This window comes from Paracoccus luteus (assembly GCF_004522155.1).
Taxonomy (GTDB): domain Bacteria; phylum Pseudomonadota; class Alphaproteobacteria; order Rhodobacterales; family Rhodobacteraceae; genus Paracoccus; species Paracoccus luteus.
In genome coordinates, this window is the sequence record NZ_SDEA01000004.1 from 23275 (window position 1) to 48703 (window position 25429).

Annotated in this window: 26 protein-coding genes and 1 pseudogene; 12 read left to right on the plus strand and 15 right to left on the minus strand. The window is 70.5% G+C overall.

Going from position 1 to position 25429, the window contains the following annotated elements; translation table 11 throughout:
* Positions 1–51: 51 nt before the first annotated feature.
* Positions 52–1965, minus strand: a complete 1914-nt coding sequence (dnaG, locus tag EPA64_RS06765; RefSeq protein WP_134725531.1) for a DNA primase — start codon at positions 1963–1965, stop codon at positions 52–54.
* A gap of 7 nt (positions 1966–1972) precedes the next feature.
* Complete coding sequence (locus EPA64_RS06770; protein ID WP_134725532.1) at positions 1973–2560, minus strand: TetR/AcrR family transcriptional regulator; 588 nt, start codon at positions 2558–2560, stop codon at positions 1973–1975.
* 220 nt (positions 2561–2780) lie between these two features.
* On the opposite strand from EPA64_RS06770, the gene EPA64_RS06775 reads away from it, so the two are divergent.
* Together EPA64_RS06775 and EPA64_RS06780 are read left to right on the plus strand one after the other, a co-directional pair.
* Positions 2781–3326 (plus strand): hypothetical protein, encoded by a 546-nt coding sequence (locus EPA64_RS06775; RefSeq protein ID WP_134725533.1) that lies wholly within the window; start codon positions 2781–2783, stop codon positions 3324–3326.
* A gap of 12 nt (positions 3327–3338) precedes the next feature.
* A pseudogene (locus EPA64_RS06780) lies at positions 3339–4500 on the plus strand (alpha-hydroxy acid oxidase).
* 3 nt (positions 4501–4503) lie between these two features.
* On the opposite strand, the gene EPA64_RS06785 reads toward EPA64_RS06780, so the two are convergent.
* A complete protein-coding gene (locus tag EPA64_RS06785; RefSeq protein WP_134725534.1) occupies positions 4504–5325 on the minus strand; it encodes an alpha/beta fold hydrolase in 822 nt (273 codons plus the stop codon).
* Between the two features lie 157 nt (positions 5326–5482).
* Between EPA64_RS06785 and EPA64_RS06790 the strand changes: the two genes are divergently transcribed.
* From EPA64_RS06790 to gluQRS, 3 genes are all read left to right on the plus strand, one after another.
* The gene (locus EPA64_RS06790; protein ID WP_134725535.1) at positions 5483–6106 is read left to right on the plus strand and encodes a 50S ribosomal protein L25/general stress protein Ctc; all 624 of its coding nucleotides are present in this window, start codon (positions 5483–5485) and stop codon (positions 6104–6106) included.
* A gap of 119 nt (positions 6107–6225) precedes the next feature.
* Positions 6226–7578 carry a methylenetetrahydrofolate--tRNA-(uracil(54)-C(5))-methyltransferase (FADH(2)-oxidizing) TrmFO gene (gene trmFO, locus EPA64_RS06795; RefSeq protein WP_134725536.1) on the plus strand — a complete coding sequence of 451 codons (1353 nt, stop codon included), beginning with the start codon at positions 6226–6228 and terminating at the stop codon, positions 7576–7578.
* Positions 7575–8411 carry a tRNA glutamyl-Q(34) synthetase GluQRS gene (gene gluQRS, locus EPA64_RS06800; protein WP_134725537.1) on the plus strand — a complete coding sequence of 279 codons (837 nt, stop codon included), beginning with the start codon at positions 7575–7577 and terminating at the stop codon, positions 8409–8411. Before trmFO ends, gluQRS begins: the two co-directional genes overlap by 4 nt.
* Here gluQRS and hisI read toward each other — a convergent pair.
* Positions 8408–8764, minus strand: coding sequence for a phosphoribosyl-AMP cyclohydrolase (gene hisI, locus EPA64_RS06805; RefSeq protein ID WP_134725538.1), 357 nt, complete (start codon positions 8762–8764; stop codon positions 8408–8410). The genes gluQRS and hisI overlap by 4 nt on opposite strands.
* An 87-nt stretch (positions 8765–8851) precedes the next feature.
* Here hisI and EPA64_RS06810 point away from each other — a divergent pair, with 87 nt between their 5' ends.
* On the plus strand, positions 8852–9280 hold the full coding sequence (locus EPA64_RS06810; protein WP_134725539.1) for an iron-sulfur cluster assembly scaffold protein: 429 nt from the start codon (positions 8852–8854) through the stop codon (positions 9278–9280).
* 298 nt (positions 9281–9578) lie between these two features.
* Here EPA64_RS06810 and recG read toward each other — a convergent pair whose 3' ends face one another.
* From recG to sciP, 4 genes are all read right to left on the minus strand, one after another.
* A complete protein-coding gene (gene recG, locus EPA64_RS06815) occupies positions 9579–11693 on the minus strand; it encodes an ATP-dependent DNA helicase RecG (protein ID WP_134725540.1) in 2115 nt (704 codons plus the stop codon).
* A complete protein-coding gene (ligA, locus tag EPA64_RS06820; RefSeq protein WP_134725749.1) occupies positions 11669–13762 on the minus strand; it encodes an NAD-dependent DNA ligase LigA in 2094 nt (697 codons plus the stop codon). Before ligA ends, recG begins: the two co-directional genes overlap by 25 nt.
* A gap of 267 nt (positions 13763–14029) precedes the next feature.
* Positions 14030–14749, minus strand: coding sequence for a response regulator transcription factor CtrA (ctrA, locus tag EPA64_RS06825; protein ID WP_134725541.1), 720 nt, complete (start codon positions 14747–14749; stop codon positions 14030–14032).
* An 84-nt stretch (positions 14750–14833) separates the two neighbouring features.
* Positions 14834–15118 (minus strand): CtrA inhibitor SciP, encoded by a 285-nt coding sequence (gene sciP, locus EPA64_RS06830; protein WP_134725542.1) that lies wholly within the window; start codon positions 15116–15118, stop codon positions 14834–14836.
* Between the two features lie 166 nt (positions 15119–15284).
* On the opposite strand from sciP, the gene mnmA reads away from it, so the two are divergent.
* Positions 15285–16448: a tRNA 2-thiouridine(34) synthase MnmA gene (gene mnmA / locus EPA64_RS06835; protein ID WP_167626613.1), complete on the plus strand. Its 1164-nt coding sequence runs from the start codon at positions 15285–15287 to the stop codon at positions 16446–16448.
* Positions 16445–16996, plus strand: a complete 552-nt coding sequence (locus tag EPA64_RS06840; RefSeq protein WP_134725543.1) for a glutathione peroxidase — start codon at positions 16445–16447, stop codon at positions 16994–16996. Before mnmA ends, EPA64_RS06840 begins: the two co-directional genes overlap by 4 nt.
* Before the next feature lie 74 nt (positions 16997–17070).
* On the opposite strand, the gene EPA64_RS06845 is transcribed toward EPA64_RS06840, so the two are convergent.
* Complete coding sequence (locus EPA64_RS06845; RefSeq protein WP_134725544.1) at positions 17071–17478, minus strand: SufE family protein; 408 nt, start codon at positions 17476–17478, stop codon at positions 17071–17073.
* Positions 17479–17618: 140 nt separating this feature from the next.
* On the opposite strand from EPA64_RS06845, the gene EPA64_RS06850 reads away from it, so the two are divergent.
* Positions 17619–18149: a hypothetical protein gene (locus EPA64_RS06850; protein WP_246026653.1), complete on the plus strand. Its 531-nt coding sequence runs from the start codon at positions 17619–17621 to the stop codon at positions 18147–18149.
* A 176-nt stretch (positions 18150–18325) separates the two neighbouring features.
* On the opposite strand, the gene EPA64_RS06855 is transcribed toward EPA64_RS06850, so the two are convergent.
* From EPA64_RS06855 to EPA64_RS06880, 6 genes are all read right to left on the minus strand, one after another.
* Positions 18326–18925 (minus strand): GNAT family N-acetyltransferase, encoded by a 600-nt coding sequence (locus EPA64_RS06855; RefSeq protein WP_246026654.1) that lies wholly within the window; start codon positions 18923–18925, stop codon positions 18326–18328.
* A gap of 112 nt (positions 18926–19037) precedes the next feature.
* Complete coding sequence (rpmA, locus tag EPA64_RS06860; protein ID WP_134725545.1) at positions 19038–19307, minus strand: 50S ribosomal protein L27; 270 nt, start codon at positions 19305–19307, stop codon at positions 19038–19040.
* Positions 19308–19310: 3 nt separating this feature from the next.
* A complete protein-coding gene (gene rplU / locus EPA64_RS06865; RefSeq protein ID WP_134725753.1) occupies positions 19311–19760 on the minus strand; it encodes a 50S ribosomal protein L21 in 450 nt (149 codons plus the stop codon).
* A 193-nt stretch (positions 19761–19953) separates the two neighbouring features.
* Positions 19954–21021 carry a CaiB/BaiF CoA transferase family protein gene (locus EPA64_RS06870; RefSeq protein ID WP_134725546.1) on the minus strand — a complete coding sequence of 356 codons (1068 nt, stop codon included), beginning with the start codon at positions 21019–21021 and terminating at the stop codon, positions 19954–19956.
* A gap of 101 nt (positions 21022–21122) precedes the next feature.
* Positions 21123–22931: an ABC-F family ATP-binding cassette domain-containing protein gene (locus EPA64_RS06875; RefSeq protein ID WP_134725547.1), complete on the minus strand. Its 1809-nt coding sequence runs from the start codon at positions 22929–22931 to the stop codon at positions 21123–21125.
* A gap of 9 nt (positions 22932–22940) precedes the next feature.
* Positions 22941–23708 carry a serine hydrolase domain-containing protein gene (locus tag EPA64_RS06880; protein WP_342773360.1) on the minus strand — a complete coding sequence of 256 codons (768 nt, stop codon included), beginning with the start codon at positions 23706–23708 and terminating at the stop codon, positions 22941–22943.
* On the opposite strand from EPA64_RS06880, the gene EPA64_RS16675 reads away from it, so the two are divergent.
* Genes EPA64_RS16675 through EPA64_RS06890 form a run of 3 tightly spaced genes read left to right on the plus strand, consistent with a single transcriptional unit; the run spans position 23626 to position 25395 of the window.
* On the plus strand, positions 23626–24099 hold the full coding sequence (locus EPA64_RS16675; RefSeq protein ID WP_246026655.1) for a hypothetical protein: 474 nt from the start codon (positions 23626–23628) through the stop codon (positions 24097–24099). The genes EPA64_RS06880 and EPA64_RS16675 overlap by 83 nt on opposite strands.
* 20 nt (positions 24100–24119) lie before the next feature.
* Complete coding sequence (locus tag EPA64_RS06885) at positions 24120–25121, plus strand: Fe(3+) ABC transporter substrate-binding protein (RefSeq protein ID WP_134725548.1); 1002 nt, start codon at positions 24120–24122, stop codon at positions 25119–25121.
* Positions 25114–25395 (plus strand): DUF2218 domain-containing protein, encoded by a 282-nt coding sequence (locus EPA64_RS06890; protein WP_134725549.1) that lies wholly within the window; start codon positions 25114–25116, stop codon positions 25393–25395. The genes EPA64_RS06885 and EPA64_RS06890 overlap by 8 nt, the downstream gene beginning before the upstream one ends.
* The last annotated feature ends 34 nt before the right edge of the window (positions 25396–25429 follow it).

Sequence of the window (25429 nt, forward strand, 5' to 3'; positions counted from 1 at the left end):
GGGTGATTCGGGCGGGCCGTGGCGGCCCCCGTCGAACGGCCGAGCCGCCCGTCAGCCCTTGCGGTTGCGCATCAGCGCCTCGGCCCGGGCGCGGGCGGCGGCGAACTGGTCGGCCAGCGAGCGCTGGTCGCCCACGACGCCGCTGTCGCCGCCCAGGTCGGGGTGGTCGGCCTGCTGGCGCGCGCGGGCCGACTGCGACACCCGCCAGGTCAGGCCCTCGTCGGCCAGCCCCTCGATCTCGGTCTCGGCGCGGGCGATCTCGTCGCGGGCGGCGCGATGCGCCTCGATCCGGTCCAGCGCGTTCAACAGCATCGGCCGGGCGGCCGCCGCGCCGGCCCCCAGGCGGGTGATCGCCGGTGCTGCGCGGACATGGGGATCGGCCATGATCGCGTCAAGGGCGGCGCGCCCGGCGGGGCTGGACGCGCCCGCCAGCAGGTCATGGACCAGCGCCGCGCGTCCGGTGTCGGCCGGGTCCAGCCGTTCCAGCCGCGATTCGACCTGCCCGATCAGATCGGGGTGGGCGGCGCAGATCGCGAGGATCATCGCCTCGATCAGCGATTCCCCCCCGTCCCCGGCGGCGAGGTTCGAGGCGCGGGTCTGCGGCCGCGCCGGCTGCGGCGCGTCGCGGCGCACGAAGCGGCCGCGTTCCGTCCGCGCGGGGGCGAAATGCGCCCAGCGGCGGGACTTGATCTCGCGGGTGTAGTGGTCGCGCGTGGCGGGGTCGGGGATGCGCGCCACCGCCTCGGCCAGCGCGTGGTCCAACGCCGCCTTGCGTTCGGGGCTGTCGAAGTCGCGCCCCTCGGTCTCGCGCCGCCACAGCAGGTCCACCAGCGGTTGCGCCTGGTCCAGCACGGCACGGATCGCGGCCGGCCCGCCCGCCCGGATCAGATCGTCGGGGTCTTGCCCGGCCGGCAACAGCGCGAATCGCAGCGCCTGCCCGGGCCCGGTCAGCGGCAGCGCCATGTCGATCAGCCGCATCGCCGCGCGCAGCCCCGCCGCGTCGCCGTCCAGCGCAATGACCGGTTCCGGCGAGACGCGCCACATCAGGCGCAGCTGGTCCTCGGTGATGGCGGTGCCCAGGGGGGCCACCGCGCCCTCGACGCCCGCGCGGACCAGCGCGATCACATCCATATAGCCCTCGGCCACCACCAGCGGCTGGCCCTTGGCGACCGCCGACCGGGCAGGTCCGAGATTGTAGAGATTGCGCCCCTTGTCGAAGAGCGCCGTTTCCGGGCCGTTGAGGTATTTGGCCCGCGCATTCGGGTCCATCGCCCGCCCGCCGAAGGAAATGCAGCGCCCGCGCGCGTCGCGGATGGGAAAGATGATGCGGCCGCGAAAGCGGTCATAGGCCGCGCCGCCGTCGCGCCCCGCGCGCCCGGTGTTGGCGTCGGGCTTGGCGGCAAGCCCGGCCTCGACCACCAGCCGTTCGGGGACGCCCGCGTCAAGCAAGTGGCGCAGCAGCCCCTGGCGCTGGTCGGGGGCAAAGCCGATCTCGAACCGGTCCAGCGCCGAGGCGTCCAGCCCGCGCCCCGACAGGTAATCGCGCGCCGCAGCCCCGCCGCCGGTCTGCAACTGCAGCCGGAACCAGCGCACGGCCCGGTCCATCACCTCGACCAGCTGCGCGCGGCGGTCGGTCGCGGCCTGTTCGCGGGGCGAGCGTTCGGGCATCGGCACGCCCGCCTCGGACGCCATCAGCGCCACGGCCTCGATGAAGCCAAGGCCCTCGGCCTCGCGCAAAAAGCCGAAGGCGTCGCCCTTGGCCTGGCAGCCGAAGCAGTAATAAAATCCCTTCTGATCATCGACATGGAAGGACGCCGATTTCTCGGCATGGAACGGACAGGGGGCCCACCAGTCGCCCTTGGCCTGGTTGGACTTGCGCAGATCCCACGTCACGCGGCGGCCCACGATCCGGCTGATCGGAACGCGGGTGCGCAGGTCGTCGAGGAATCCGGGCGGCAGGCTCATGCGGCGATCATCCCGCCCCGACCGCGCCCCGCACAAGCCCCCAATAATGGTCCGCGACCGCCGTGCGGTCCAGCCGCCCGCCCTGGCGAAACCAGTTGGTGACGCCGGTCAGCATGGCGATCAGCGCCATCGCCGTCAGTCGCGCGTCGGCCACCCGCATCACGCCCGCGCGCGCGCCATCGCGCAGGATCGCGGTCAGCGCATCCTCGTAACGGCGGCGCAGCGCGGTGACGGCGGCGTGGTTTTCGGGGGTCAGGCTGCGAAGCTCCATATAGCTGAGGAAGACCTCGTCGGGGTGGTCCAGCGAATAGGCGATGTGAAAGCGCGCAAAGCGTTCCAGCCGGACCAGCGGCGGATCGCCGGGACGGTCGTCCCAGGCCGCCAGCAGCAGGTCCATATGCTCGATCAGCAGGCCCGCCAGCAGCCCCTGCTTGTCGGGGGTATAGGCGTAAAGCGTGCCGGCCTGCACCCCCACGGCGGCCGCGATCTGGCGCATGGTGACGGCCGCATAGCCGTGGCGCGCGAACAGCCCCCGCGCCGCCTGACGGACGAGCGGGCCGGTGATGTCGGCGCGGGAACCTGTGGTGCGGGCCATGCCGCGGGGTTCTAGGGCAGCGCGCCGCAAGGCGAAAGGCCCGAGGGGGACGGTTTGCGAGGCGGGCGTCCCGACCGGCGGCGGGGTCGCTGTGTTTTCCGGCCGGCCGGTCCGTCTGTGGGCGCTTGCCCACGCAAGGCGGCGGACCCCGCTTCGGACTATCTTTGCGACTCCCGGCGTGGCGCTTGCCCGCGCACTCCGGCGGACCTATCGTCGCGCCATGCGTCCCACCCGACCCCGCCGCGCCCTGCCGTTCCTGTCCTGCGCCGTGGCGGCGGCGGTGCTGGCGCTGTCGGGCTGCGGGCAGGACGACGCCGCCTATCCCCGCCTGCTGCCGCTGTCGGAACTGAACCGCCCCCCCGCGATCCCCGCCCATGCCCAGGACGCCGCCGCCGATCCGCAGGCGGTGGGCGCGGCGCTGCAGGCCCGCCGGGCTGAGGCGGCGGCCCGCGCCGGGGATGCGCGGGGACCGGTGGCGGACGCGGACGCGCTGGCCGGGCGCGCCCGCGCGCTGCGGACGCGGGCGGATGCGCTGGCCGCGACCGAACTGCCGCAAGGCCCGACCTCTGCCGCGACATCCGCCGCGACGCCCGTGGCCCCGCCAGAGGCCGCGACCGCCGCCCGCGCGCAGGCGCTGCGGGACCGCGCGCGGGCACTGTCGGAACGCCCCGTCGCGGGCCAGCCAGCCTGCCCGCCGGGCACCGCGGACGCCGCGGCAAGCCGTTGCAATCCGGGGACGGATCAGCCAAATCCCCGCGCGCCCTAGGGAGTTCAGACCATGCCCGTCATCACCTGCATCGAGGATCTGAAGCGCATGCACCGCGCGCGCACGCCGCGGATGTTCTATGACTATGCGGAATCCGGCAGCTATACCGAGCAGACCTTCCGCGAGAACACGACGGATTTCCAGAAAATCCGCCTGCGCCAGAAGGTTGCGGTCGACATGTCAGGCAGGACACTGGCCAGCGAGATGGTCGGGATGCCGGTGTCCATGCCGGTCGCGCTGGCACCGGTCGGGCTGACCGGGATGCAGAACGCGGACGGCGAGATCAAGGCGGCGCGGGCGGCGGAAAAGGCGGGCATTCCCTTCTGCCTGTCCACGATGTCGATCTGTTCGCTGGAGGATGTGGCGGCCCACACCACCCAGCCCTTCATGTTCCAGCTTTACGTCATGAAGGATCAGGACTTTCTTGAGGGGATCATCGCGCGCGCGCGCGATCAACTGCTCCGCGCTGGTGCTGACACTGGACCTGCAGATCCTTGGCCAGCGCCACAAGGATCTGAAGAACGGCCTGTCCGCGCCGCCCAAGCTGACGCCCTCGTCCATCGCCGACCTTGCCACCCGCTGGCGCTGGGGCATCGAGATGCTGCAGACCAAGCGTCGGTTCTTCGGCAACATCGTGGGCCACGCCAAGGGCGTAACGGATACCGCGAACCTTGCCAGCTGGACGGCCGAGCAGTTCGACCCGCAGCTTGACTGGACCAAGATCGCCCGCATCCGCGACCTGTGGGGCGGCAAGCTGATCCTGAAAGGCATCCTTGACGCCGAGGACGCGCGCATCGCGGCCGATTTCGGGGCCGACGCCATCGTGGTCAGCAACCACGGCGGCCGCCAGCTGGACGGGGCGCTGTCGTCGATCCGCATGCTGCCCGAGATCGTGGCGGCGGTCGGCGACCGGGTGGAAATCCACCTCGACAGCGGCATCCGGTCGGGTCAGGACGTGCTGAAGGCCATCGCACTTGGGGCGCATGCGACCTGGATCGGCCGCGCCTATATCCACGGCCTGGGCGCGATGGGCGAGGCGGGCGTCACCGCCGCGATCGAGGTGATCCGCAAGGAGCTGGACGTCTCGATGGCGCTGTGCGGCGAACGCGACATCGGCAATGTCGGCCGGCACAATGTGCTGGTGCCGACCGAATGGGCCACCGAATACGCCTGACGCCTAGGCGCGCAGGAACTCCAGCAGGTCGCGGTTCAGATCCTGCGCATGGGTCGCCGGGATGCCATGCGGCGCGCCGTCGTATTCCCGATAGGTGGCCTGCGGCAGCATCCCGGCCAGCCGCGCGCCGGTGGCCTTGATCGGCACGTTCTGGTCGGCGGTCCCGTGCACGATCAGCGCCGGGCACCCGATGGCGCCGACATCGCCGGTGAAATCCGTGCGCCCGAACGCATCCACGCAGGCGATGGTGGCAATGGGGCTGGCCATCATCGCCATGCCCCATGTCCAGTCCACCACCGCCTGGCTGACCGGCTTTTTCACCCATCCCATCCCATAAAAACCGGGAATGAAATCGCGAAAGAACGCCGGCCGGTCGGCGCGGATGCCGGCCTTCATCTCGTCCAGCACGGCGCCCGGCGCCCCGTCAGGGTTGGCGTCGGACTGCACCACCCCCGGCACCACCGACGAGATGAACGCCACCCGCGACACGCCCCGGCCCCCGTGCCGCGACATATAGCGGGCGACCTCGCCCCCGCCCATTGAAAACCCGACCAGCGCCGCGTCGGTCAGGCCGCGGGCGTTCATCACGGCGGCCATGTCGTCGGCCAGCGTGTCATAGTCATAGCCCGCCGCAGGCTGCGCCGAGCGTCCGAACCCGCGCCGGTCATAGCTGACGACGCGGTAACCGGCCTCGACCAGCGCCTGGGCCTGCTCTTCCCATGCGTCGGCGTTCAGGGGCCAGCCATGGATCAGCACCACCGGCCGCCCCTGCCCCCAGTCCTTGACATACAGTTCCACATCGTCGCTGGTCGTCACGCGGGTCATCGCCACCTCCTGTTCGTTCGCTGCCCGGCCAACGCCGCAGGCGGCCGACGGGGTCCATCCCCGCCCCCTTCACAAATGCGCCGCTTTCGGCTATGGGCCACGCTTCCGGTCATGCACCCTTGGAGGATGGCCGGTCGCAACCTGAAAGGAATACAACATGGCCAAAGAGATCCCAGATCTGGTGGCCGAGGCACGCACGGGGACAGGCAAGGGGGCCGCCCGTCAAGCTCGCCGCAATGGCAAGGTGCCCGGCATCGTTTACGGCGACGGCAAAGAGCCGACGCCGATCCAGCTCGACTTCAACCCGCTGCTGACCCGCCTGCGCGCAGGCCGGTTCATGTCGACGCTGTTCAACCTGAAGATGGACGGCCAGGACGATGTCCGCGTCGTCTGCCGCGGCGTCCAGCGTGACGTGGTGAAAGACCTGCCGACGCACATCGACTTCATGCGCCTGCACCGCAACACGCGGGTGAACCTGTTCATCCACGTGGACTTCGTCAACCACGAGGATGCCCCCGGCCTCAAGCGCGGCGGCACGCTGGTCGTCGTCCGCCCCGAGGTCGAGCTGATGGTGACCGCGTCGGACATCCCCGACCACATCACGGTGGACCTGGCCGGCAAGAAGATCGGCGACGTGATCCACATCCAGGACGTCCAGCTGCCGGCCGGCGCCAAGCCGACCATCGACCGCAACTTCGTCATCGCCAACATCGCCGCGCCCTCGGGCCTGCGGTCGGCCGACAACGAGGATGAGGCCGAGGCCGCACCCGCCGAGGCGTGATCCGGCCGCATGTGCCGACATGATCGGGGCGGCGCCGCAGGGCGCCGCCCTTTTCCGTGCCGCTCCTGACCGTGGCGCCCGCCCTTTCGCGCGCCGCGCCGGGCTGCTAGACCGCCCCGATGACCGAACCCGTCCATATCATCGGCGCCGGCCTTGCCGGGTCCGAGGCCGCCTGGCAGCTCGCCCGCGCGGGCGTTCCCGCCATCCTGCACGAGATGCGCCCCGCCGTCGGCACCTTTGCCCACCGCACCGGCGACTGCGCCGAGATGGTCTGTTCCAACAGCTTCCGGTCCGATGACGACGTGATGAACGCCGTGGGCCAGCTGCACTGGGAAATGCGCGCGGCGGGCGGGCTGATCATGGCGATGGCCGACCGCCACAAGCTGCCCGCGGGCGGAGCGCTGGCCGTGGACCGCGACGCATTCTCCGCCGACGTGACCGCTGCCTTGCGGGCCGAGCCGCTGGTCACGATCGTCCCCGGCGAAATCACCGACCTGCCGACCGCGGGGCGCTGGATCGTGGCGACCGGCCCGCTGACGTCGGACGCGCTGGCGCAGTCGATCCGCGCGGCCACGGGGGCCGAGGCGCTGGCGTTCTTTGACGCGATCGCCCCCATCGTCCACGCCGAGACGATCGACATGGGCGTGGCCTGGCGGCAGTCGCGCTATGACAAGGGCGAGACCGAGGACGAGCGGACCGCCTATATCAACTGCCCGATGACGCGCGCCGAATACGATGCGTTCATCGACGCGCTGCTGGCCGCCGACAAGACCGAGTTCCGCGAGGGCGAGACCGCCGGCTATTTCGACGGCTGCCTGCCCATCGAGGTCATGGCCGAGCGCGGCCGCGAGACCCTGCGCCACGGCCCGATGAAGCCGGTGGGACTGACGAACGCCCACGACCCGGCCCGGAAACCTTATGCAGTGGTGCAACTTCGCCGCGATAACGCGCTGGGGACGCTGTACAATATCGTCGGCTTCCAGACCAAGATGAAATACGGGGCGCAGACCCAGGTGTTCCGCATGATACCGGGCCTGCAGAACGCCAGCTTTGCCCGACTGGGGGGCATCCACCGCAACACCTTCCTGAACTCGCCCACGCTGCTGGACGAACGGCTGCGCCTGCGGTCCAGACAGAACCTCAGCTTTGCCGGGCAAGTCACTGGGGTGGAAGGTTATGTCGAAAGCGCCGCGATGGGCCTGCTGGCCGGCCGGATGGCCGCGGCCGAGGCACTGGGGCGCGACCTGCCGCCCCCCGCCGGCACGACCGCAATGGGGGCGCTGGTCCACCACATCACCGGCGGCGCCGAGGCAAAGACCTTTCAGCCGATGAACGTGAACTTCGGCCTGTTCCCCCCGGTCGAGGCCAAGGGCGGCCGCCGCGGCCGCGCCGCGCGCTATCCGGCCTATACCGACCGCGCCAAGCAGGATTTCAGCGCGTGGCTCGCCGCCCAAGCGACGCTGCAGGCGTGATCCGCACGCGGTTTGCGCCCTCGCCCACCGGGCCGCTGCACCTGGGCCATGCTTTTGCGGCGCTGACCGCCGCGCGACTGGCCGACCCCGGCCAGTTCCTGCTGCGGATCGAGGACATCGACCGCAGCCGCTGCCGCCCGGAGTGGGAGGCCGCGATCATGGATGACCTGCGCTGGCTGGGGCTGGACTGGCCGCAGCCGGTGATGCGCCAGTCCGACCGGCTGCCCGCCTATCGCGCGGCGCTGGACCGGCTGGCGGACGTGGGCCTGACCTATCCCTGCCGCTGCCGGCGCGCCGACATCGCCGCGGCGCTGTCCGCCCCGCAAGAAGGCGCGACGGGCCCGGACGGTCCAGTCTATCCCGGCACCTGCCGCGGGCGCGCGATGGCCGATGCGGGGCCGGACGACGCGATCAGGCTGGACGTCGCGCGGGCGTTCCACCATCTGGGCGCCGACGGCGTGGGTTTCTTCGATCAGGCGGTCATGCCGGGTTACGAACACCGTCTGGGTGCCGACGACTTTCTCGGCGGTATCGGCGACGTGGTTCTGGCGCGCCGCGGCATCGGCACAAGCTATCATCTGTCGGTGGTCGTGGACGACGCCGCACAGGGGATCACCCTTGTGACAAGGGGGAAAGATCTTTTCGACTCAACCTATATCCACGCTCTTCTTCAAAGCCTTCTCGGATACGGTCGGCCGCTTTATCATCATCATCGGCTGATCCGCGACGCTGCGGGCAAGCGCCTGGCCAAGCGCGACGACGCCCGCGCCATCAGCCTGTATCGGACCCAGGGCGCCACGCCTGCCGACGTGGCCGCAATGGTGGGGCTTTAGGCTTCCGGCGCCATCAACACGACCTCGGCCCCCTGGCGGATGGCGGTATAAAAGCAGGTCCGCCGGTTGGTGTGGCACGCGGGGCCCGCCTGATCGACCCGCAGCAGCAGGCAGTCGCGGTCGCAATCGACCCGCATCTCGACCAGCCGCTGGGTGTGGCCCGAGGTTTCGCCCTTGACCCAGAACGATTGTCTCGATCTGGACCAATAGGTTACGAACGGCCCTTCCAGCGTTTTCCGCACCGCGTCGATGTTCATCCACGCCATCATCAGCACCTCGCCCGTGGCATGGTCCTGCGCGATGGCCGGGATCAGGCCATTGCCATCGAAACGCAGGCTGGCGAGGTCGAACATCGGGTTTTCCTTTCGTGACGTCGCACCTATCTAACGGGGCAAGGCGCGCCGGGAAAGCAGCGGCGCGACCAAGCCGAAGGAACCGCAATGGCCGACGACGACCTGATGGCGCTGTATTCGCGCCGCCTGCTGGCGCTGGCGGCGGACATTCCGCATCTGGGCCGGCTGGCGCAGCCGACGGGCGTCGCCACGCGGCGGTCGCCGCAATGCGGGTCCACGATTACGGCCCATGTCACGCTGCAGGACGGACGTGTCACGGATTTCGCGCAAGAGGTGCGGGCCTGCGCCCTGGGTCAGGCCTCGGCCGCGGTGCTGGGGGCGGCTGTGATCGGACGCACGCCCGCCGAACTTGCCGCCGCCCGCAACAGCCTGCAGTCCATGCTGCGCGAGGGCGGCCCGGCGCCGGGCGGCCCCTTTGCCGGGGCCGAGGCGCTGACGCCCGCACGTGATTTCCCCAATCGCCACGCCTCGATCATGCTGGCGTGGGAGGCCGCGGCCGAGGCCGCCGGCGCATGAAAAAGGCCGGCCCGGGGGACGGGCCGGCCAGTTGCGCGTGACCATTGCCGGGGAACGGCGGTTCGCGACCAGGCGGGATCGCGGGGGCAACGCGGGGCAGAACGGGTTCAGGCGCCGACCAGCGCCGGCAGCCACAGCGCGGCAATGGTCGCGGCGCAAATGGCCGCGACGCCAAGCACGTCGGCAAGCGCATCGGGCAAGGGTGAGAGAGGGTTCATGGCGCGGCCTCTTGAATGCTGTTGCCATTTTGTTCTCACAACGGGCGACTGGAGTAAAGAACTTTTTAAGAACATTCACGTCAGCCTGCCGACATAAGGCGAATCGCGCGGTCCTGTTCCATCAGCCACAGCAGCGTCCGCACGGCGCGGCCGCGATCCGACGCCAGCTGCGGGTCGGTTTCCAGCAGCGCGCGGGCATCCTGCCGGGCCAGTTCCATCAGGTCGGCCTGCCGTTCCAGGTCCGCGACGCGGAACCGGGGCAGCCCCGATTGCGCCGTGCCGATCACGTCGCCCGCGCCCCGCATCGCCAGATCCTCCTCGGCGATGCGGAACCCGTCGTCGCTGTCGCGCAGGATCTGCAGGCGGCGGCGGCCCGCGTCCGACAGCGGCTCGTGATACAGCAGCAGGCAGTTGGACGGCGCGCTGCCCCGGCCCACCCGGCCGCGCAGCTGGTGCAACTGCGCGAGGCCAAAGCTTTCGGCCCGCTCGATCACCATGATCGTCGCCTCGGGGACGTTCACGCCGACCTCGATCACGGTGGTCGCCACCAGCAGCTGCGCGCGGCCCGCGGCGAAATCGGCCATCGCGGCGTCGCGCTGATCGGGCGGCATCTGGCCGTGGATCAGCCGGACCCTGTCGCCGAACCGCGCGCGCAGCGCCTGAAAACGCGCCTCGGCGGCGGTCAGATCGACGGCTTCGCTTTCCTCGACCAGGGGGCAGACCCAATAGGCGCGCGCGCCGCGCGACAACGCAGCATCCAGCCGCGCCACCACGTCATCCATCCGCCCGTCCGGCAGCGCGGTGGTCACGATCGGCTGCCGCCCCGGCGGCTTTTCATCCAGCACCGACAGGTCCATGTCGCCGTATTGCGCCAGCGCCAGGCTGCGCGGGATGGGCGTCGCGGTCATGACCAGCATGTCGGGCCGGTCGCCTTTGGCGCCCAGCTCGACCCTTTGGGCCACGCCGAAGCGGTGCTGTTCGTCAATCACCGCCAGCCGCAGGTCGTCGAAGACCACGCCGGGCTGGAAAACGGAATGGGTGCCGACCAGGATGTGAATCAGCCCGGCCGCCAGATCGGCCAGCACCTGCTCGCGCCCGTCGCCCTTGTCGCGGCCGGTCAGCAGGGCGACGCGGATGCCCGCCGCCTCGGCCAACGGCAGCAGCGCCGCCAGATGCTGCCGGGCGAGGATTTCGGTCGGCGCCATCAGGACGCCCTGACCGCCTGCCTCGACCGCGATCGACAGCGCCAACATGGCGACCAGCGTCTTGCCCGACCCGACGTCCCCCTGCAGCAGGCGGTTCATGCGGTGGGGCGTCCCCATGTCGGCCGCGATCTCGTCCACCGCGCGGCGTTGCGCGCCCGTCGGCGGCCAGGGCAGCGCGGCAAGCACGCGGTCGCGCAACCGTCCGTCGCCGGCCGAGACGCGGCCCGCCGCGCGCCGCCGGTCGCGGCGGACAAGGGCAAGGGTCAGCTGATGGGCCAGCAGCTCGTCATAGGCCAGCCGCGCCCGGACCGGCGCATGCGGCGACAGGTCGTCCAGCCCCGCAGGCGCGTGCGCGGCAGCCAGCGCCACGGTCCAGTCGGGCCAGCCTTCGCGTGACTTCAGGGCGGGGTCGATCCATTCGGGCAACGCGGGGGCGCGGTCAAGGGCGGCGGCGGCGGCACGCGACAGAATGCGCTGGGTCAGCGTCCCGGCCAGCGGATACACCGGCTCGAACGCCGGGGGCGGCGGGTCGGCGGGCCGCAGGATATGGTCGGGATGCACCATCTGGGCCATGCCGTCGAACAGCTCGACCTTGCCCGACACGACGCAGGACTGCCCCAGCGGCAGCTGCGATTCGATCCACTGCTGGCGGGCGTGGAAAAAGACCAGCGTCAGATCGCCGGTGCCGTCGGTGCAGACGACGCGCCAAGGTCGGCCGCGTTGCGCGGGCGCGATGTGGCGCTGGACGGTCACGGTCGCGGTCGCGGTCTCGGGCGGGCGCAGGTCGGCCAGCCGCGCGACGGCCCGCCGGGGGATGCCCGCGGCGGGAAGGTGGAACAGCAAATCGCGCGGCCGGGTGATCCCCAGCGCGGCCAGCGATTCCGCCGCCTTGGCACCGACGCCAGGCAAGGTGTCGGCCGCCGCAAACAGCGGAAACAGCACCGGCGGCCGGCCCCGCGGCGGGGTCAGCCCGTCGCGATCGCCAGCCATTCGTCTTCGTCGATGACGCGCACCCCCAGGTCGGCCGCCTTTTTCGCCTTGGACCCCGCCCCCGGCCCGGCCACGACGATGTCGGTTTTCGCCGAGACGGACCCTGCGACGCGGGCCCCCATCGCCTCGGCGCGGGCCTTGGCCTCGGCCCGCGTCATGCGTTCCAGCGTGCCGGTGAACACGATCGTCAGCCCGGCGATGGCGGTGTCGGCCTGCACCGGGCCGGCGTCCGGCTGGATGTCGAGCTGCGCGATCAGCCGGTCGATCAGCGCCCGTTCGCCCGGCTGCTGAAAGGCGGTGACCAGTTCGCGCACGAGGACCGGGCCGATGCCGTCGATGCTGGACAGTTCCGCCCAGCACGGGCTGGCCGCCAGTGCCGCGCGCCGCGTCCGGTCGTCGGGCGCGTGGGTGGCGGGTTCGGCGCCGGCGCCGTCTACGGCGGCCAGGAAGGCGGGCCAGCTGCCGAAATGACGCGCGAGGACGGCGGCCGCGACCTCGCCCACGTGACGGATACCCAAGGCAAAGATCAATCGTGCCAACGGGATGGCGCGCCGATCCTCGATCGCGGCCAGCAGGTTCGCGACCGATTTATCACCCCAGCCCTCGGCCGCGCGCAGGTCGCCTTCGTGGTCGCGGGCAAGGGTAAAGATGTCGGCAGGTTCGCGCAGCCAGCCGGCGGACCAGAACGCCTCGACCTGCCGGGTTCCCAGCCCTTCGATGTCAAAGGCGTTGCGCGAAACGAAATGGCGCAGCCTTTCGACCGCCTGCGCCGGGCAGGCCAGCCCCCCCGTGCAGCGGCGCACCGAATCGCCCGGCTCGCGGATCGCGTCGCTGCCGCAGTCGGGGCAGCGCGTCGGAAAGGCGAAGGGCAGCGCACCGGCGGGACGCCGCGCCGGGTCGACGTCGGCGATCTTGGGAATGACGTCGCCCGCGCGATAGATCTGCACCCAGTCGCCTTCGCGGATGTCACGCCCCTCGCGGATGAGGCTGCCGCGGGAATCGCGGCCGGCGATGTAATCCTCGTTGTGCAGGGTGGCGTTCGACACCACGACGCCGCCGACCGTCACCGGCGCGAGGCGCGCGACCGGCGACAGCGCGCCGGTGCGGCCGACCTGGATCTCGATCCGGTCAAGGCGCGTCCACGCCAGTTCGGCCGGGAACTTGTGCGCCAGTGCCCAGCGGGGCGTGGTGGACCGGAACCCCAGCCGCGCCTGCAGCGCCAGATCGTCCAGCTTGTAGACGACACCATCGATGTCATAGCCCAGCGTCGCCCTGCGCTGCTCGATGTCGGCCCAGGCGGCCAGCATCTGGTCGAGGCTCGCGGCGACGCTGGTCAGCGGATTGACGGGAAACCCCAGCGCCGCCAGCCGGGCCACGGCGCCCGATTGCGTGTCGGCCAAGGGCGCGGAAAGCTCTCCCCAGCCATAGGCAAAGAACCGCAGCGGCCGGCGGCGCGTCACCTGCGCGTCAAGCTGGCGCAGCGATCCCGCGGCGGCGTTGCGGGGGTTGGCAAAGACGCGGTCGGTGCCCGAGGCGTTCAGGCGGGCAAAATCGTCGTGCGCCATATAGACCTCTCCGCGCACCTCGATCAGATCGGGGGCGCCGGTCAGGCGGCGGGGGATATCGGCGATGGTCAGGGCGTTCGCCGTGACGTTTTCGCCGGTGGTGCCGTCGCCGCGGGTGGCGGCCTGGACCAGATCGCCGCGTTCGTAGCGCAGCGACAGCGACAGCCCGTCGATCTTGGGCTCGGCCGTGAACCAAAGCGGCGCGTCGGCGGGCAGGTTCAGGAAATTGCGGATGCGGCCGACGAACGCGGCCACGTGCTGCGCGGCAAAGGCATTTTCCAGCGACAGCATCGGGCGGGCATGACGCACCTTGCCGAACCCCTCGGAGGGCGCGGCGCCGACCCGGCGGGTGGGGCTGTCCGCGGCGGCAAGGTCGGGAAACAGCTCCTCGATGGCGCGCAGCCGCTGCTTGATCGCGTCGTAATCCGCATCGCTCAGCCGCGGCGCGTCCAGCGTGTGGTAATCGATGTCGGCCGTGGCGACCGTGCCTGCCAACCGCGCCATCTCGGTTGCGGCCGCGGCGGCGTCCTGCGGCAGAGGCGCGCGCAGGTCAGGCACCGTGAGGCTTTCGGCAACACGTGGCCCGGCCTGGCCGTCCGCTGCCGGACCGGGCTGATCGCGGTCGTCTGCTGTCCTGCCCATCGTCCTGCCGTTCACCTGCCGGGTACGTTGCCGTGCGGCACGCGGCGCGCCGTCACCGCGGTGATAGCGAGCGGCGGCTGCGCTTGTCCAGCCGCCGCCCTCAAGTCGCCGCCGTCCGGTCGGCTCCGCTCAGGCCCCGACGGCAAGCCGCTCGGCATGGATCGCGGGCGTGTCCTGCGGATCGCGCAGGACATAGCCGCGGCCCCAGACCGTCTCGATGTGGCTTTCCCCGCCCATCGCCTCGGCCAGTTTCTTGCGCAGCTTGCAGATGAACACGTCGATGATCTTCAGTTCCGGCTCGTCCATGCCGCCGTAAAGATGGTTCAGGAACATCTCTTTCGTCAGGGTCGTGCCCTTGCGCAGGCTGAGCAGTTCGAGGATCTGGTATTCCTTGCCCGTCAGGTTGACCGCGCGCCCGTCCACCTCGACCGAGCGGGCGTCGATGTTGACCAGCATGCGGCCCGTGCGGATGACGGCCTGGCTGTGGCCCTTGGACCGGCGGATGATGGCCTGGATGCGGGCGACCAGCTCCTCGCGATGGAAGGGCTTGGTCATGTAGTCGTCCGCGCCAAAGCCGAAACCGCGCAGCTTGATCTCGGTGTCGTCCGCGCCCGTCAGGATCAGGGTCGGCGTGTCGATGCGCGACATGCGGATCTGGCGCAGCACCTCCATCCCGTTCATGTCGGGCAGGTCCAGATCCAGCAGGATCAGGTCATAGTCGTAAAGCTTGGCCAGATCGACGCCTTCCTCGCCCATGTCGGTCAGATAGACGTTGAAACTGGCGTGCAGCAGCATCAATTCGATGCTGCGCGCGGTGGTCGGATCATCCTCGACCAGCAAGATCCGCATGGGTCGTCCCTCCGATAGTCGTTGTGCTTCCGACCTTTGCGGACGATTGGTTAACATCTGGTGAACGGGTCAACATAATTCGCGTTACAGTTGTGCGGGCGCGCGAAAGCGTTGCAGGGCCGTCACCTTCAGCCCGGCCAGCCCGTGGCGCTGCACGGCGTCGGCCCAGCCGTCCAACTCCTCGTCGGTCAGCCCGTATCGTTGCAGCGCCTGTTCACGCGTCAGCAGGCCGTGCTGGATGGCGCGCACGACGATCGCCTTGCGGCGCGCGATCCAGCGCGCGTCCACCGCGGGCAGATCGGCCAGCGTCAGGATCGTGCCGTCGGGCAGCGTCGCCGTCCGCGGACCTGCTGTTTTCCTGACGAACATTTCCACCCCCTTCAGGCATAGACCACGAAAACCGTTTGCCACAAACGGCTTAACCCCCGGTCAACGGCCGGTCGCCCGCGGCTTGTGTTTTGCCCCTGTTTTCCTATATTTTTCGGCAATTGCCGCGCAAACCCCGCGCCGCCACTGCCGCAAGGCTGGATCGCCCGTGACCGTTCAGACCCCTCCGGCGGCTTTTGCCGTCAACTCGCTGGGCTTTGCCAAGCCCGCCGCAGAAACCCGCGTCGTCGTGGCCATGTCGGGCGGCGTCGACAGCTCTGTCGTGGCCGCGATGCTGAAGGCCGAGGGCTATGACGTCATCGGCGTCACGCTGCAGCTTTACGACCACGGCGCGGCGCTGAAGAAAAAGGGTGCCTGCTGCGCCGGGCAGGACATCCACGACGCGCGCCGCGTGGCCGAACGGATCGGCATCCCGCATTACGTTCTTGATTACGAAAACCGCTTTCGCGAATCGGTGATCGACGAATTCGCCGACGCCTATCTGGCGGGCGCGACGCCGGTGCCCTGCATCCGCTGCAACGAACGCGTAAAGTTCCGCGACCTGCTGCAAACCGCGCGCGAGCTGGACGCCGACTGCATGGCCACGGGACATTATATCCGCCGGCTGGACGGGCCGGACGGCGCGGAACTGCATTCCGCCGCCGATCCCAACCGCGATCAAAGCTATTTCCTGTTCTCGACCACCCGCGAACAGCTGGAGTTCCTGCGCTTTCCGCTGGGCGGACTGGCCAGCAAGGCCGAGACCCGCGCCCTTGCGGGCGCCCACGGGCTGGCGGTGGCCGACAAGCCCGACAGCCAAGACATCTGCTTCGTCCCCGACGGCGATTATGCGGCGGTGATCGAAAAGCTGCGACCCGGCGCGGCCGATCCGGGCGAGATCGTGGACATGGACGGGCGCGTGCTGGGCACCCATCGCGGCGTCATCCACTATACCATCGGCCAGCGCCGGGGCCTGGGCATCGGCGGGCTGGACACGCCGCTTTACGTCGTGCGCCTTGACCCCGACGCGCGCCACGTCGTCGTCGGCCCGCGCGAGGCGCTGGCGACGCGCGTGATCCCCGTGGCCGAGGTCAACTGGCTGGGCGACGGCGCGCTGACCGACGCGACCGAACGCAGCATCGCGGTCCGGGTCCGCTCGACCCGCCCGCCGGTCCCCGCCCTGCTGCGGCCGACCGGCCCGGCGACCGCGCATGTCGAGCTGTTGACCCCCGAGGAAGGCGTCAGCCCCGGCCAGGCCTGCGTCTTCTATGAACCCGGCGCCACGCGCGTTCTTGGCGGCGGCTGGATCACGGCGAAAGAGGTGCGGCGATGAGCAAGGCGGACAGCATCCCCCTGCGGATGAACGACGGGGCGGACCTGACGCTGGCCGATCTGCGGGGCCAGGTCGTGCTGCTGGTCAACGTGGCGTCGAAATGCGGCCTGACGCCGCAATATGCGGGCCTCGAACGGCTGTGGCGGGACCGGCAGGCTGCCGGGTTGCGCGTCATCGGCGTGCCGTCGAACGATTTTCTGGGCCAGGAACCCGGCACCGATGCCGAGATCGCGGATTTCTGCGCCACGACCTATGACGTCACCTTTCCGCTTGCCGCCAAGACGCCTGTCACGGGCACGGACAAGCATCCGCTTTACGCCACGCTGATCGCCGCCCGCCCGCAGGCCGAGGGCGATGGTCCCATGCGCAAGCGGATGGCCGATCGCGGCTATGCCACGACCTCGGCGCCCGAGGTGCTGTGGAACTTTGAGAAGTTCCTGATCGGGCGCGATGGCCGGGTGATGGGCCGCTTTGCGCCCGAGGTCACGGCAGACGACCCGCGGCTGCTGTCCGCCATCGACGAGGCGCTGGCCGCATCCGCAGGATAGCAGCGACCACCCGTTGAAACGGCGGCGCAGTCATCCGCACCAGCGGCCCGCAACGCGGCGTCTGGCGTCCGGGGTCAGGCCGCAGCCGCCACGTCGCGGATGCGCCCCACCATCGCCCGGACCCCGTTCGACCGCTGCGCCGACAGATGCGCGTCCAGTCCCAGCCGCGCCAGTTCCGCGGGGGCGTCCACGTCGGCCACCTGTTCGACCGGCAGGCCGGAATACAGCGCGTGCAGCACCGCGATCAGCCCGCGCACGATCAGCGCGTCGCTGTCGCCCTGGAAATCGAACCTGCCGCCCTCGATCCGGGGCATGATCCAGACCTGGCTTGCGCAACCCTCGACCTTGGTGGCGGGCACCTGCAGCGCCGGGTCCATCGGCGCCATCGCGCGGCCCAGTTCGATGACGTGGCGGTAGCGATCCTCCCAATCGTCCAGAAAGGCAAAGGTATCGGCGATATCCTCGAAGGCGGGGGTGGCCATCTCGCGTCCTTTCATCCTTGCGGCGGCGCGTCGCAGATGCCGGGGATAACGCCTTGGCGCCGCAACGTCAAAGCGCCCCCTTCCGGGCGCGGCCCCTATCGCCTATCACGGGCGGCGAAGCCATTGGAAAGGCCGCACGCATGTCCAGAACCGCGCCGAACCGAACCGCCGCACGGGCCCTGCTGATCGTCTGCGCGGCGGCGCTGGCCGTGTCCGGCTGTGGCCGCGGCGACAGCGGCTGGAACCCCCGGACATGGTTCGGCGGCAGCGGTGCGGCGCGCGGCCCCCAGACGCTTGAGCCGCGCCAGGGTTATGGCCGCGAAGACCCGCGCGAGCCGGTGGCGCAGATCCTGTCCGCCCGGTGGGAGCCGCTGGTCGAGGGCCGCCTGCTGGTCGTCACCGCGATCCCGCCGACCAAGGGCTGGTGGAACGCCGCCCTGCTGACCGAAACGCCGCAACCCGAAGGGCAGCTGCGCGCCGATCCCGATGGGGTGCTGCGCCTGCGGCTCGTGGCCTCGCCCCCGCTGCGCGATTCGCGCGCCGCCGCGATGGCGGCGCAGCCTGCGGCGGACACGCTGACCGCGGCGGTTGCGGTCAGCCACGCCGAGCTTGCCGGCATTGCAAGCGTGACGGTCGCGGGGGCCACGAACGCGATCACGCTGGGGAACTGATCGGGCGGCTGATGCGTCCGCTTGCCTGCGCAGGCGGCGACGTGGGTGGCGGCGCGGGTGGACGCCTTGTCAGCGACCGTCGGCCTGTCGTGCCGGGGATGGTTGAGGCCACGTTCCAAGCCTAGCGCCCTTGTCCCGACGGCATCGTTGCCCCGCGCGGGGCTGCCCGGCCTGCCTCAGCCCATCAGCCGCAGATAGGTCCAGGTCGGCACCCGCGCATCCCGCGCGACCGACCAGCTTTCCGCGTCGCCCAGATACGAAAAACCCGCGTTCGTCAGCACCTTGGCCGAGCTGGGGTTGTCCTGGAACGCCTCGGCGAACAGCGTCCGCGCGCCATGCGGGTTGGCGTCGACAAGCGCCTGCACCGCCTCGGTGGCGAAACCGGTGTTCCAGAAACCCGCGCCGATCCAGAACCCCAGCTCGGACTGGTCATCCTCCAGCCGGGTCAGCGAAACGACGCCGACCAGCTCGCCCAGGCCGGATTCGCTGCCGTCGATGGCCCAGACGTCCTCGCCCCGGTCGGCGGCCTGCGCGCGCGCGACATAGGCGGCGGCAGCGCCCGGCGGCAGCGGATGGGGAATGGCGCGGGTGCCCTGCGCCACGCGGCGGTCGGCGGTGTAATGCGCGATCAGCCCCTCGTCCGACCGGCGCAGCGGGCGCAGGGTGAAACGGCCCGCGCGGATCTCGGGCTGGGGGGCGTGGACGGGGCCTTCGTCGGCGGCCGCAACGCCTGCGGCGCGCGGCCCCCTCGCCTGCGCGGATGTCATGGGTGCCATCGGTCTCCTCCTCCGGGAACGCGGCTGGGTCGGCGACGGCGGACGGTCGCCGGAAATGGTCAGGGGGACCGGCCGAACCGATCCCCCTGCGCCCGTGCTGTGCGAGACCGGCTTATTCTGCCGCGATCGCGGCGGGCTGGACCGAAATGAAGGTCCGGCCTTTCAGGCCCTTGCGGAACGTCACCTGACCGTCGGCCAGCGCGAACAGCGTATGGTCGCGACCCATGCCGACGTTCTGGCCCGGCCACCAGGTCGTGCCGCGCTGGCGGACGATGATGTTGCCGGCGACGGCCGCCTGGCCGCCGAACAGCTTGACGCCCAGACGGCGACCGGCGGAATCGCGGCCGTTGCGGGACGAGCCGCCTGCTTTCTTGTGAGCCATGACTCAGGCCTCCTTGGCTTCGGCGACGGTGTTCGCCTGCTGTTTCTTGACCGGCTTGGCCGGGGCCGCGGCAGCAGCGGCGGTGCCATGCTCGGCCACGCGGGCCAGGCGCGCGCCGACGGCGGCCTTGACGTTCGACGTGTCGGCGCCGGTTTCCAGCAGCTCGGTCACGCGCAGCAGGGTCAGCTGCTGGCGGTGGCCGCGGGTGCGCTGCGACGAATGCTTGCGGCGGCGCTTGTGGAAGGTGATGACCTTGTCGGCCTTGATGCTGTCGATGACCTCGGCCACCACGCCGGCCCCGGCCACCATCGGCGCGCCGATGGTCGAGCCGATCATCAGGATATCGTTGAACTGGACCTTGTCGCCGGCTTCGGCGGCCAGTTTCTCGACGCGCAGCACGTCGCCGGATTGAACCCGGTACTGCTTGCCGCCCGTCTTGAGGACTGCGAACATCGTGTCGTTCTCTTTCTTCTGCCGCGTCCTGTGGCCGCCCGTCGCCGGGTGTTCCGGGCTGTCGCCCGCCTCGAACAGCGCACCCCTTTGCCGGGGTGATGTGGAAAATGAATGTCCGGCCAAAGGCGGATGCCCGGCCGGTCCGGCGTTGATGGCGCATCGGGCGGGCAAAGTCAACATCCGCGACGGGCAATCAGCCCGGCGGACCCCAGCGCGCCAGCATCTCGGCGGGATCGAGGGCGCGGCCGGGACGCAGCACGGCGGGCGTAGCCGACAGGCGCGGCGCGGGCGCAGGTTCGCCCGCGGCAAAGGTCCGGCGCGCGGCATTGTGGGGATGCGCGGCCGCCTCGTCGATCGACAGCACGGGCGCGGCGCAGGCGTCCGTCCCCTCCAGCCGCGCCGCCCAGTCGTCGCGGGTGCGCGCGGCGATGGCCGCGCCCAGCGTCCCGCGCAGCGCAGGCCAGTTCGCCGCGTCCATGCGGTCGGGCAGCGCGCCCGCATCAAGGCCCAGCCGCGTGACCAGCTCGGCCCAGAACTGCGGCTCGATGGCGGCCACGGCCAGATGGCGGCCGTCGGCGCAGGGATAGCAGGCATAGAACGGGCATCCGCCGTCCAGCAGGTTCGCCTGGCGGGCGTCGTGCCACAGCCCCGCAAGCCGCATCCCCGAGATCATCGCCATCAGATGCGCGACCCCGTCGCTGATCGCGGCATCGACCACCTGCCCCCGCCCGGTGCGGGCGGCGGACAGCATGGCGGCCAGCATCCCTGCCACCAGATACATCGACCCGCCCGCGAAATCGCCCAGCAGGTTCAAGGGTGGCACCGGATGATCCGCCGGCCCGATCGCGTGCAAGGCGCCGGTGATTGCCAGATAGGTCAGGTCATGCCCCGCCGAATGGGCCAGCGGCCCCGACTGCCCCCAGCCCGTCATGCGGCCATAGACCAGCCGCGGATTGCCGGGAAAATCCGCCGGACCAAGGCCCAGCCGCTCCATCGTGCCCGGGCGCATCCCTTCGATCAGCGCGTCGGCCCGCGCGATCAGCCCGCGGGCAGCGGCGCGGCCGGCGTCGGATTTCAGATCCAGCTCGACCCAGTCGCGGCCCCGGTCCAGCACGTCGCGGTCCAGCCCCAGCACATGGCGCGCGCCGGGGCGCGTGATGCGGACCACCTGCGCCCCGTGCTCGGCCAGCCACATCGCGGCAAAGGGCGTCGGCCCCAGCCCGGCGATCTCCACGACCCGGATTCCGTCAAGCGCGCCCATCCAGCCCTCCCGCTGTGCCCCAAGACGCGAACGCGCCTTGCATCGTTCTTCCTTGCGCAAATATCCCGGGGGTCCGGGGGTTGGCCCCCGGGCCTTGCCGATCAGGCCTCGGCCCGCTCGGCCAGCGCCAGCCACTCCTCCTCGGCGGCGGACAGCGCCTGCTGGCGCTCGGCCAACGCCTCGGACGCCTTGGCAAAGCGCGCGGGCGCGGTGGCGAACAGCTGCGGATCGGCAAGGAACCCAACCAGCTTCGCAATCTCGGCCTCCAGCCGGGCGATGGCCCCGGGCAGCGCGTCCAGCCGGTGCCGCTCGGTAAAGCTCAGCCCGCGGGCCGCCCGCACGGGCGCGGATTGCGGCGCGGGCCTGGGCGGGGCGGCGGTCGCGACGGGGTCCGGCGCGTCCTCGCCACGTTGGGCGCGATAATCGCTCCACCCGCCGGCATAGATCACGGCGCGCCCGTCACCCTCCATCGCGACGGTCGTATCCGCCACGCGGTCGATGAAGTCGCGGTCGTGGCTGACCAGCAGCACCGTGCCGTCATAGTCGCCCAGGATGTCCTGCAGCAGGTCCAGCGTCTCGATGTCCAGGTCGTTGGTCGGCTCGTCCAGCACCAGCAGGTTCGACGGCTGGGCCATGATCCGGGCCAGCAGCAGCCGGGCCTTTTCGCCGCCCGACAGGCTGCCGACCGGCGCGCGGGCCTGCGCGTCGTCGAACAGGAAGTCCTTGAGATAGGCCACTACATGCCTGGGCTGGCCGCGGACCATCACCTGATCGGACCGCCCGCTGACCCGCATCGCCGGATCGCCCGTCAGCGCGTCCCACAGCGACACGCTGTCGTCGATGGCGGCGCGGGCCTGGTCGAAGACCGCGATCTCCAGATTGGTGCCGTGGGTGACGGTGCCGGTGTCAGGCGCAATTTCCCCGGTCAGCATCTTGATCAGCGTCGTCTTGCCGGCGCCGTTCGGTCCGACAAAGGCGATGCGGTCGCCGCGCATCACGCGCAGGTCAAAGGGCCGCAGGATCACCCGGTCGCCGAACGTCTTGGAAATCCCTTTCGCCTCGACCACCCGCTTGCCCGACTGCTGCCCGGTTTCCAGCGCCATCGCGGCCGTGCCCTGCCGGCGGATCTGGCCCGCGCGTTCGGTGCGCAGCGCGGCCAGCGCGCGGACGCGGCCCTGGTTGCGCTTGCGGCGCGCACTGATGCCCTCGACGGCCCAGCGGGCCTCGGCCTTGATCTTGCGGTCCAGCTTGTGGCGGGCCTCGTCCTCGGCCGCCCAGGTCGTCTCGCGCCAGTCCTCGAAGGCGTCGAAGCCCCGTTCCTGGCGGCGCACCTCGCTGCGGTCGATCCACAGCGTCGCCCGCGTCAGCCGGCGCAGGAACGCGCGGTCGTGCGAGATCAGGACGAACGCCGCGCGGGTGTCGTTCAGCTGCTCTTCCAGCCAGCCGATCGCCTCGATGTCCAGGTGGTTCGTCGGCTCGTCCAGCAGCATCAGCTCCGGCGCCTGCGCCAGCAGCCGCGCCAGCGCCGCCCGTCTGCGCTCGCCGCCCGAGGCGGTGGCGACGGGGCGCGCGGGGTCGAACTTCAGCCCCTCGGCGGCCATCTCGACGCGGTATTCCTCGCCCGGCGGCAGGCCGGCGGCGGCGAAATCGCCCAGCGTGGCATAGCCCGACAGGTCGGGATCCTGTTCCATATAGCCGACGGTGACGCCCGCGGGGACGATCACCTCGCCCCGGTCGGCCTCGACCAGCCCGGCCATCACCTTCATCAGCGTCGACTTGCCCGACCCGTTGCGCCCGACCAGCGCGACGCGGTCGCCGGGCTGGACGGTCAGCGACAAAGCGTCGAATACCGGATTGCCGCCAAAGGTCAGCGAGATGCCGGTCAGTTGCAAAAGGGGTGCGCGCGCCATGCCGGGCCGTTATCGCGGCAAAGGCGCAGCGTCAACGGCGGCTCGGCCCGCCAGGGCCGTGACGATGCGCCCGGCCATGCGGTGCAGGTCGGCGCGGTATCCGGTCGGGGCCGAGGGCTGGTCGGGGTCGCTGGTGATCGCCACCGCCGCCGCGGCCCTCCCGCCCGCGGGCGGAAAGACATAGATCATCTGCCCGCCGTATCCCCAGCCATAGCGCACCGGCCGCCCGGCGATGCGGGACAGGAACCAGCCATACCCGTAATCCTCGCCGGTAAAGAACGACGCGGTCCGCGGCCGCCAGCTTTCCGCGATCCACGGCCGCGGGATCACGCCCCCTCCACCCGCCGCATAGGCCGCGCCAAAGGTCAGCAGGGACCGCGTGCTCATCGCCATCTGGTTGCCGCCAAGGTGGATGCCCTGCGGATCGCGGTCCCAGTCCGCGATGGCAAAGCCGGGAATGCCGCCCAGCCAGTCGCGCGCCAGCGCCAGCGTCGAACGACCGGAAACCTTCGCCAGAATGGCCGACACCAGATGCGACGAGGCGGTGGAATACAGCATCCGTCCCCCCGGCTCGGCGTCAAAGGGTGCGGCCAGCGCGGCGCGCACCCAGTTGCGGCTGCTGACCCACGCGCCATAGTTCGGCCCCGACTGCCGCTGCAGCCCGGCTTGCATGGACAGCAGATGCCCCAGCGTGATGCGCGCCAGCCGCGGGTCGGGATCGGGCGGCAGGTCCGCCGCCAGCAGCGGCGCGATCGGCTGGTCCGCGCCGCGCAGCAGCCCGCGATCGACCCGCCAAGGCCGAGATCACCGACTTGGATGCGGACTTGATGTTGGTCCGCCGGTCGGGGTCGAACCCGCCATAGCCGCGCGCCGCCACCTCGGCGCCATCGTGCCAGACCGCAACCGCGCGCAGCCGCTCGCCGTCCGGGGGATCGGACAGCACGGCATTCACCGCGTCAGTGTCGGCGCGCGCGGGCCGCGCGCCCAGCAGGATTGCGGGACCGGCCAGCAGGGCGGCGGACACACGGATGAAATCACGTCGATGCATCGCACGGATATGGTGTCGCTGTGCCGGGTCGCAACCTGCGGCGCACCCGCCGGGAATGTTGCCGACAAGATCGGTCGGATATTGACGCAACGCTGCCGCCGCGTCACAAACCGGCGATAACTTGAGCAAAGGACTCAGCCATGACCCGACTGATGCTGGCCGCCCTCATCGGCTCGACCGCGATCCCCGCCCTGGCGGAAGAGGTCAACGTCTATTCCCACCGCCAGCCCGAACTGATCCAGCCGCTGCTGGATGCGTTCACGCAGGAAACCGGCATCCCGGTGAACGTGGCCTTCGTCGAAAAGGGCCTGGTCGAAAAGCTCAAGGCCGAAGGCGACCGCTCGCCCGCCGACCTGATCCTGACCGTGGACGTGGCCCGCCTGGGCGAGGTCAAGGACGCGGGCGTCACGCAGCCCGTGCAGGACGCGGCGCTGGACGCGGCGATCCCCGCCAACCTGCGCGACGCCGATCACAACTGGTATGGCCTGACCACCCGCGCGCGCATCGTCTATGCCAACAAGGACCGCGTGGCCGATGGCGAGGTCACGACCTATGAGGATCTGGCGGACCCCAAGTGGAAGGGCCGGCTCTGCACCCGTTCCTTTACCAACGACTATAACGTCGCGCTGACCGCCGCCCACCTGGCCCATCACGGCCCCGAGGCGACGGTCACCTGGCTTGAGGGCATCAAGGCCAACCTGGCGAAAAAGCCCGACGGCGGCGACCGCGACCAGGTCAAGTCGATCTGGGCGGGCGAATGCGACATCAGCCTGGGCAACACCTATTACATGGGCAAGATGCTGGAAGACCCCGAGCAGAAGGAATGGGCCGGCTCGGTCCGCATCGTCTTCCCGACCTTCCAGGACGGCGGCACGCATGTGAACGTCTCGGGCGTGGCGATGACCACCTCGGCGCCCAACAAGGACGCGGCGCTGAAGCTGATGGAGTTCCTGGCCAGCGACGCCGCCCAGAAGATCTATGCCGAAACGAACTATGAGTTTCCGATCAAGCAGGGCGTGGCGCTGTCGCCCGTGGTCGAAAGCTGGGGCAGCTTTACGCCCGACAGCGTCGATCTGACCGAGATTTCGCGCCTGCGCCCCGAGGCGCTGAAGCTGATCCAGCAGGTCGATGTCGATGGCTGAGGCCGTTGCCACCGTGTCCACCGAGCATGCCAGCCGCTATCTTCAGCAGCTGTGCAAGCACTGGGCGCACAAGTTCGCCACCGACTTCGGCCCAGACCGGGGCCGGATCGACATGGGCGAGGGGCGGACGGTCGACATGACCGCCGCGCCGGACCAGCTGACGGTGCGCATCTCGTCCACCGGCGATGCCGCGCGGCTGCAGCAGGTGGTCGAGGATCACATCGTCCGCTTTGCCTTCCGCGAAACGCTGGCCTTTGACTGGCGGGCGGCCTGAGGTCTATCAAGGCGGCTCATCCATCCCCGGGGGG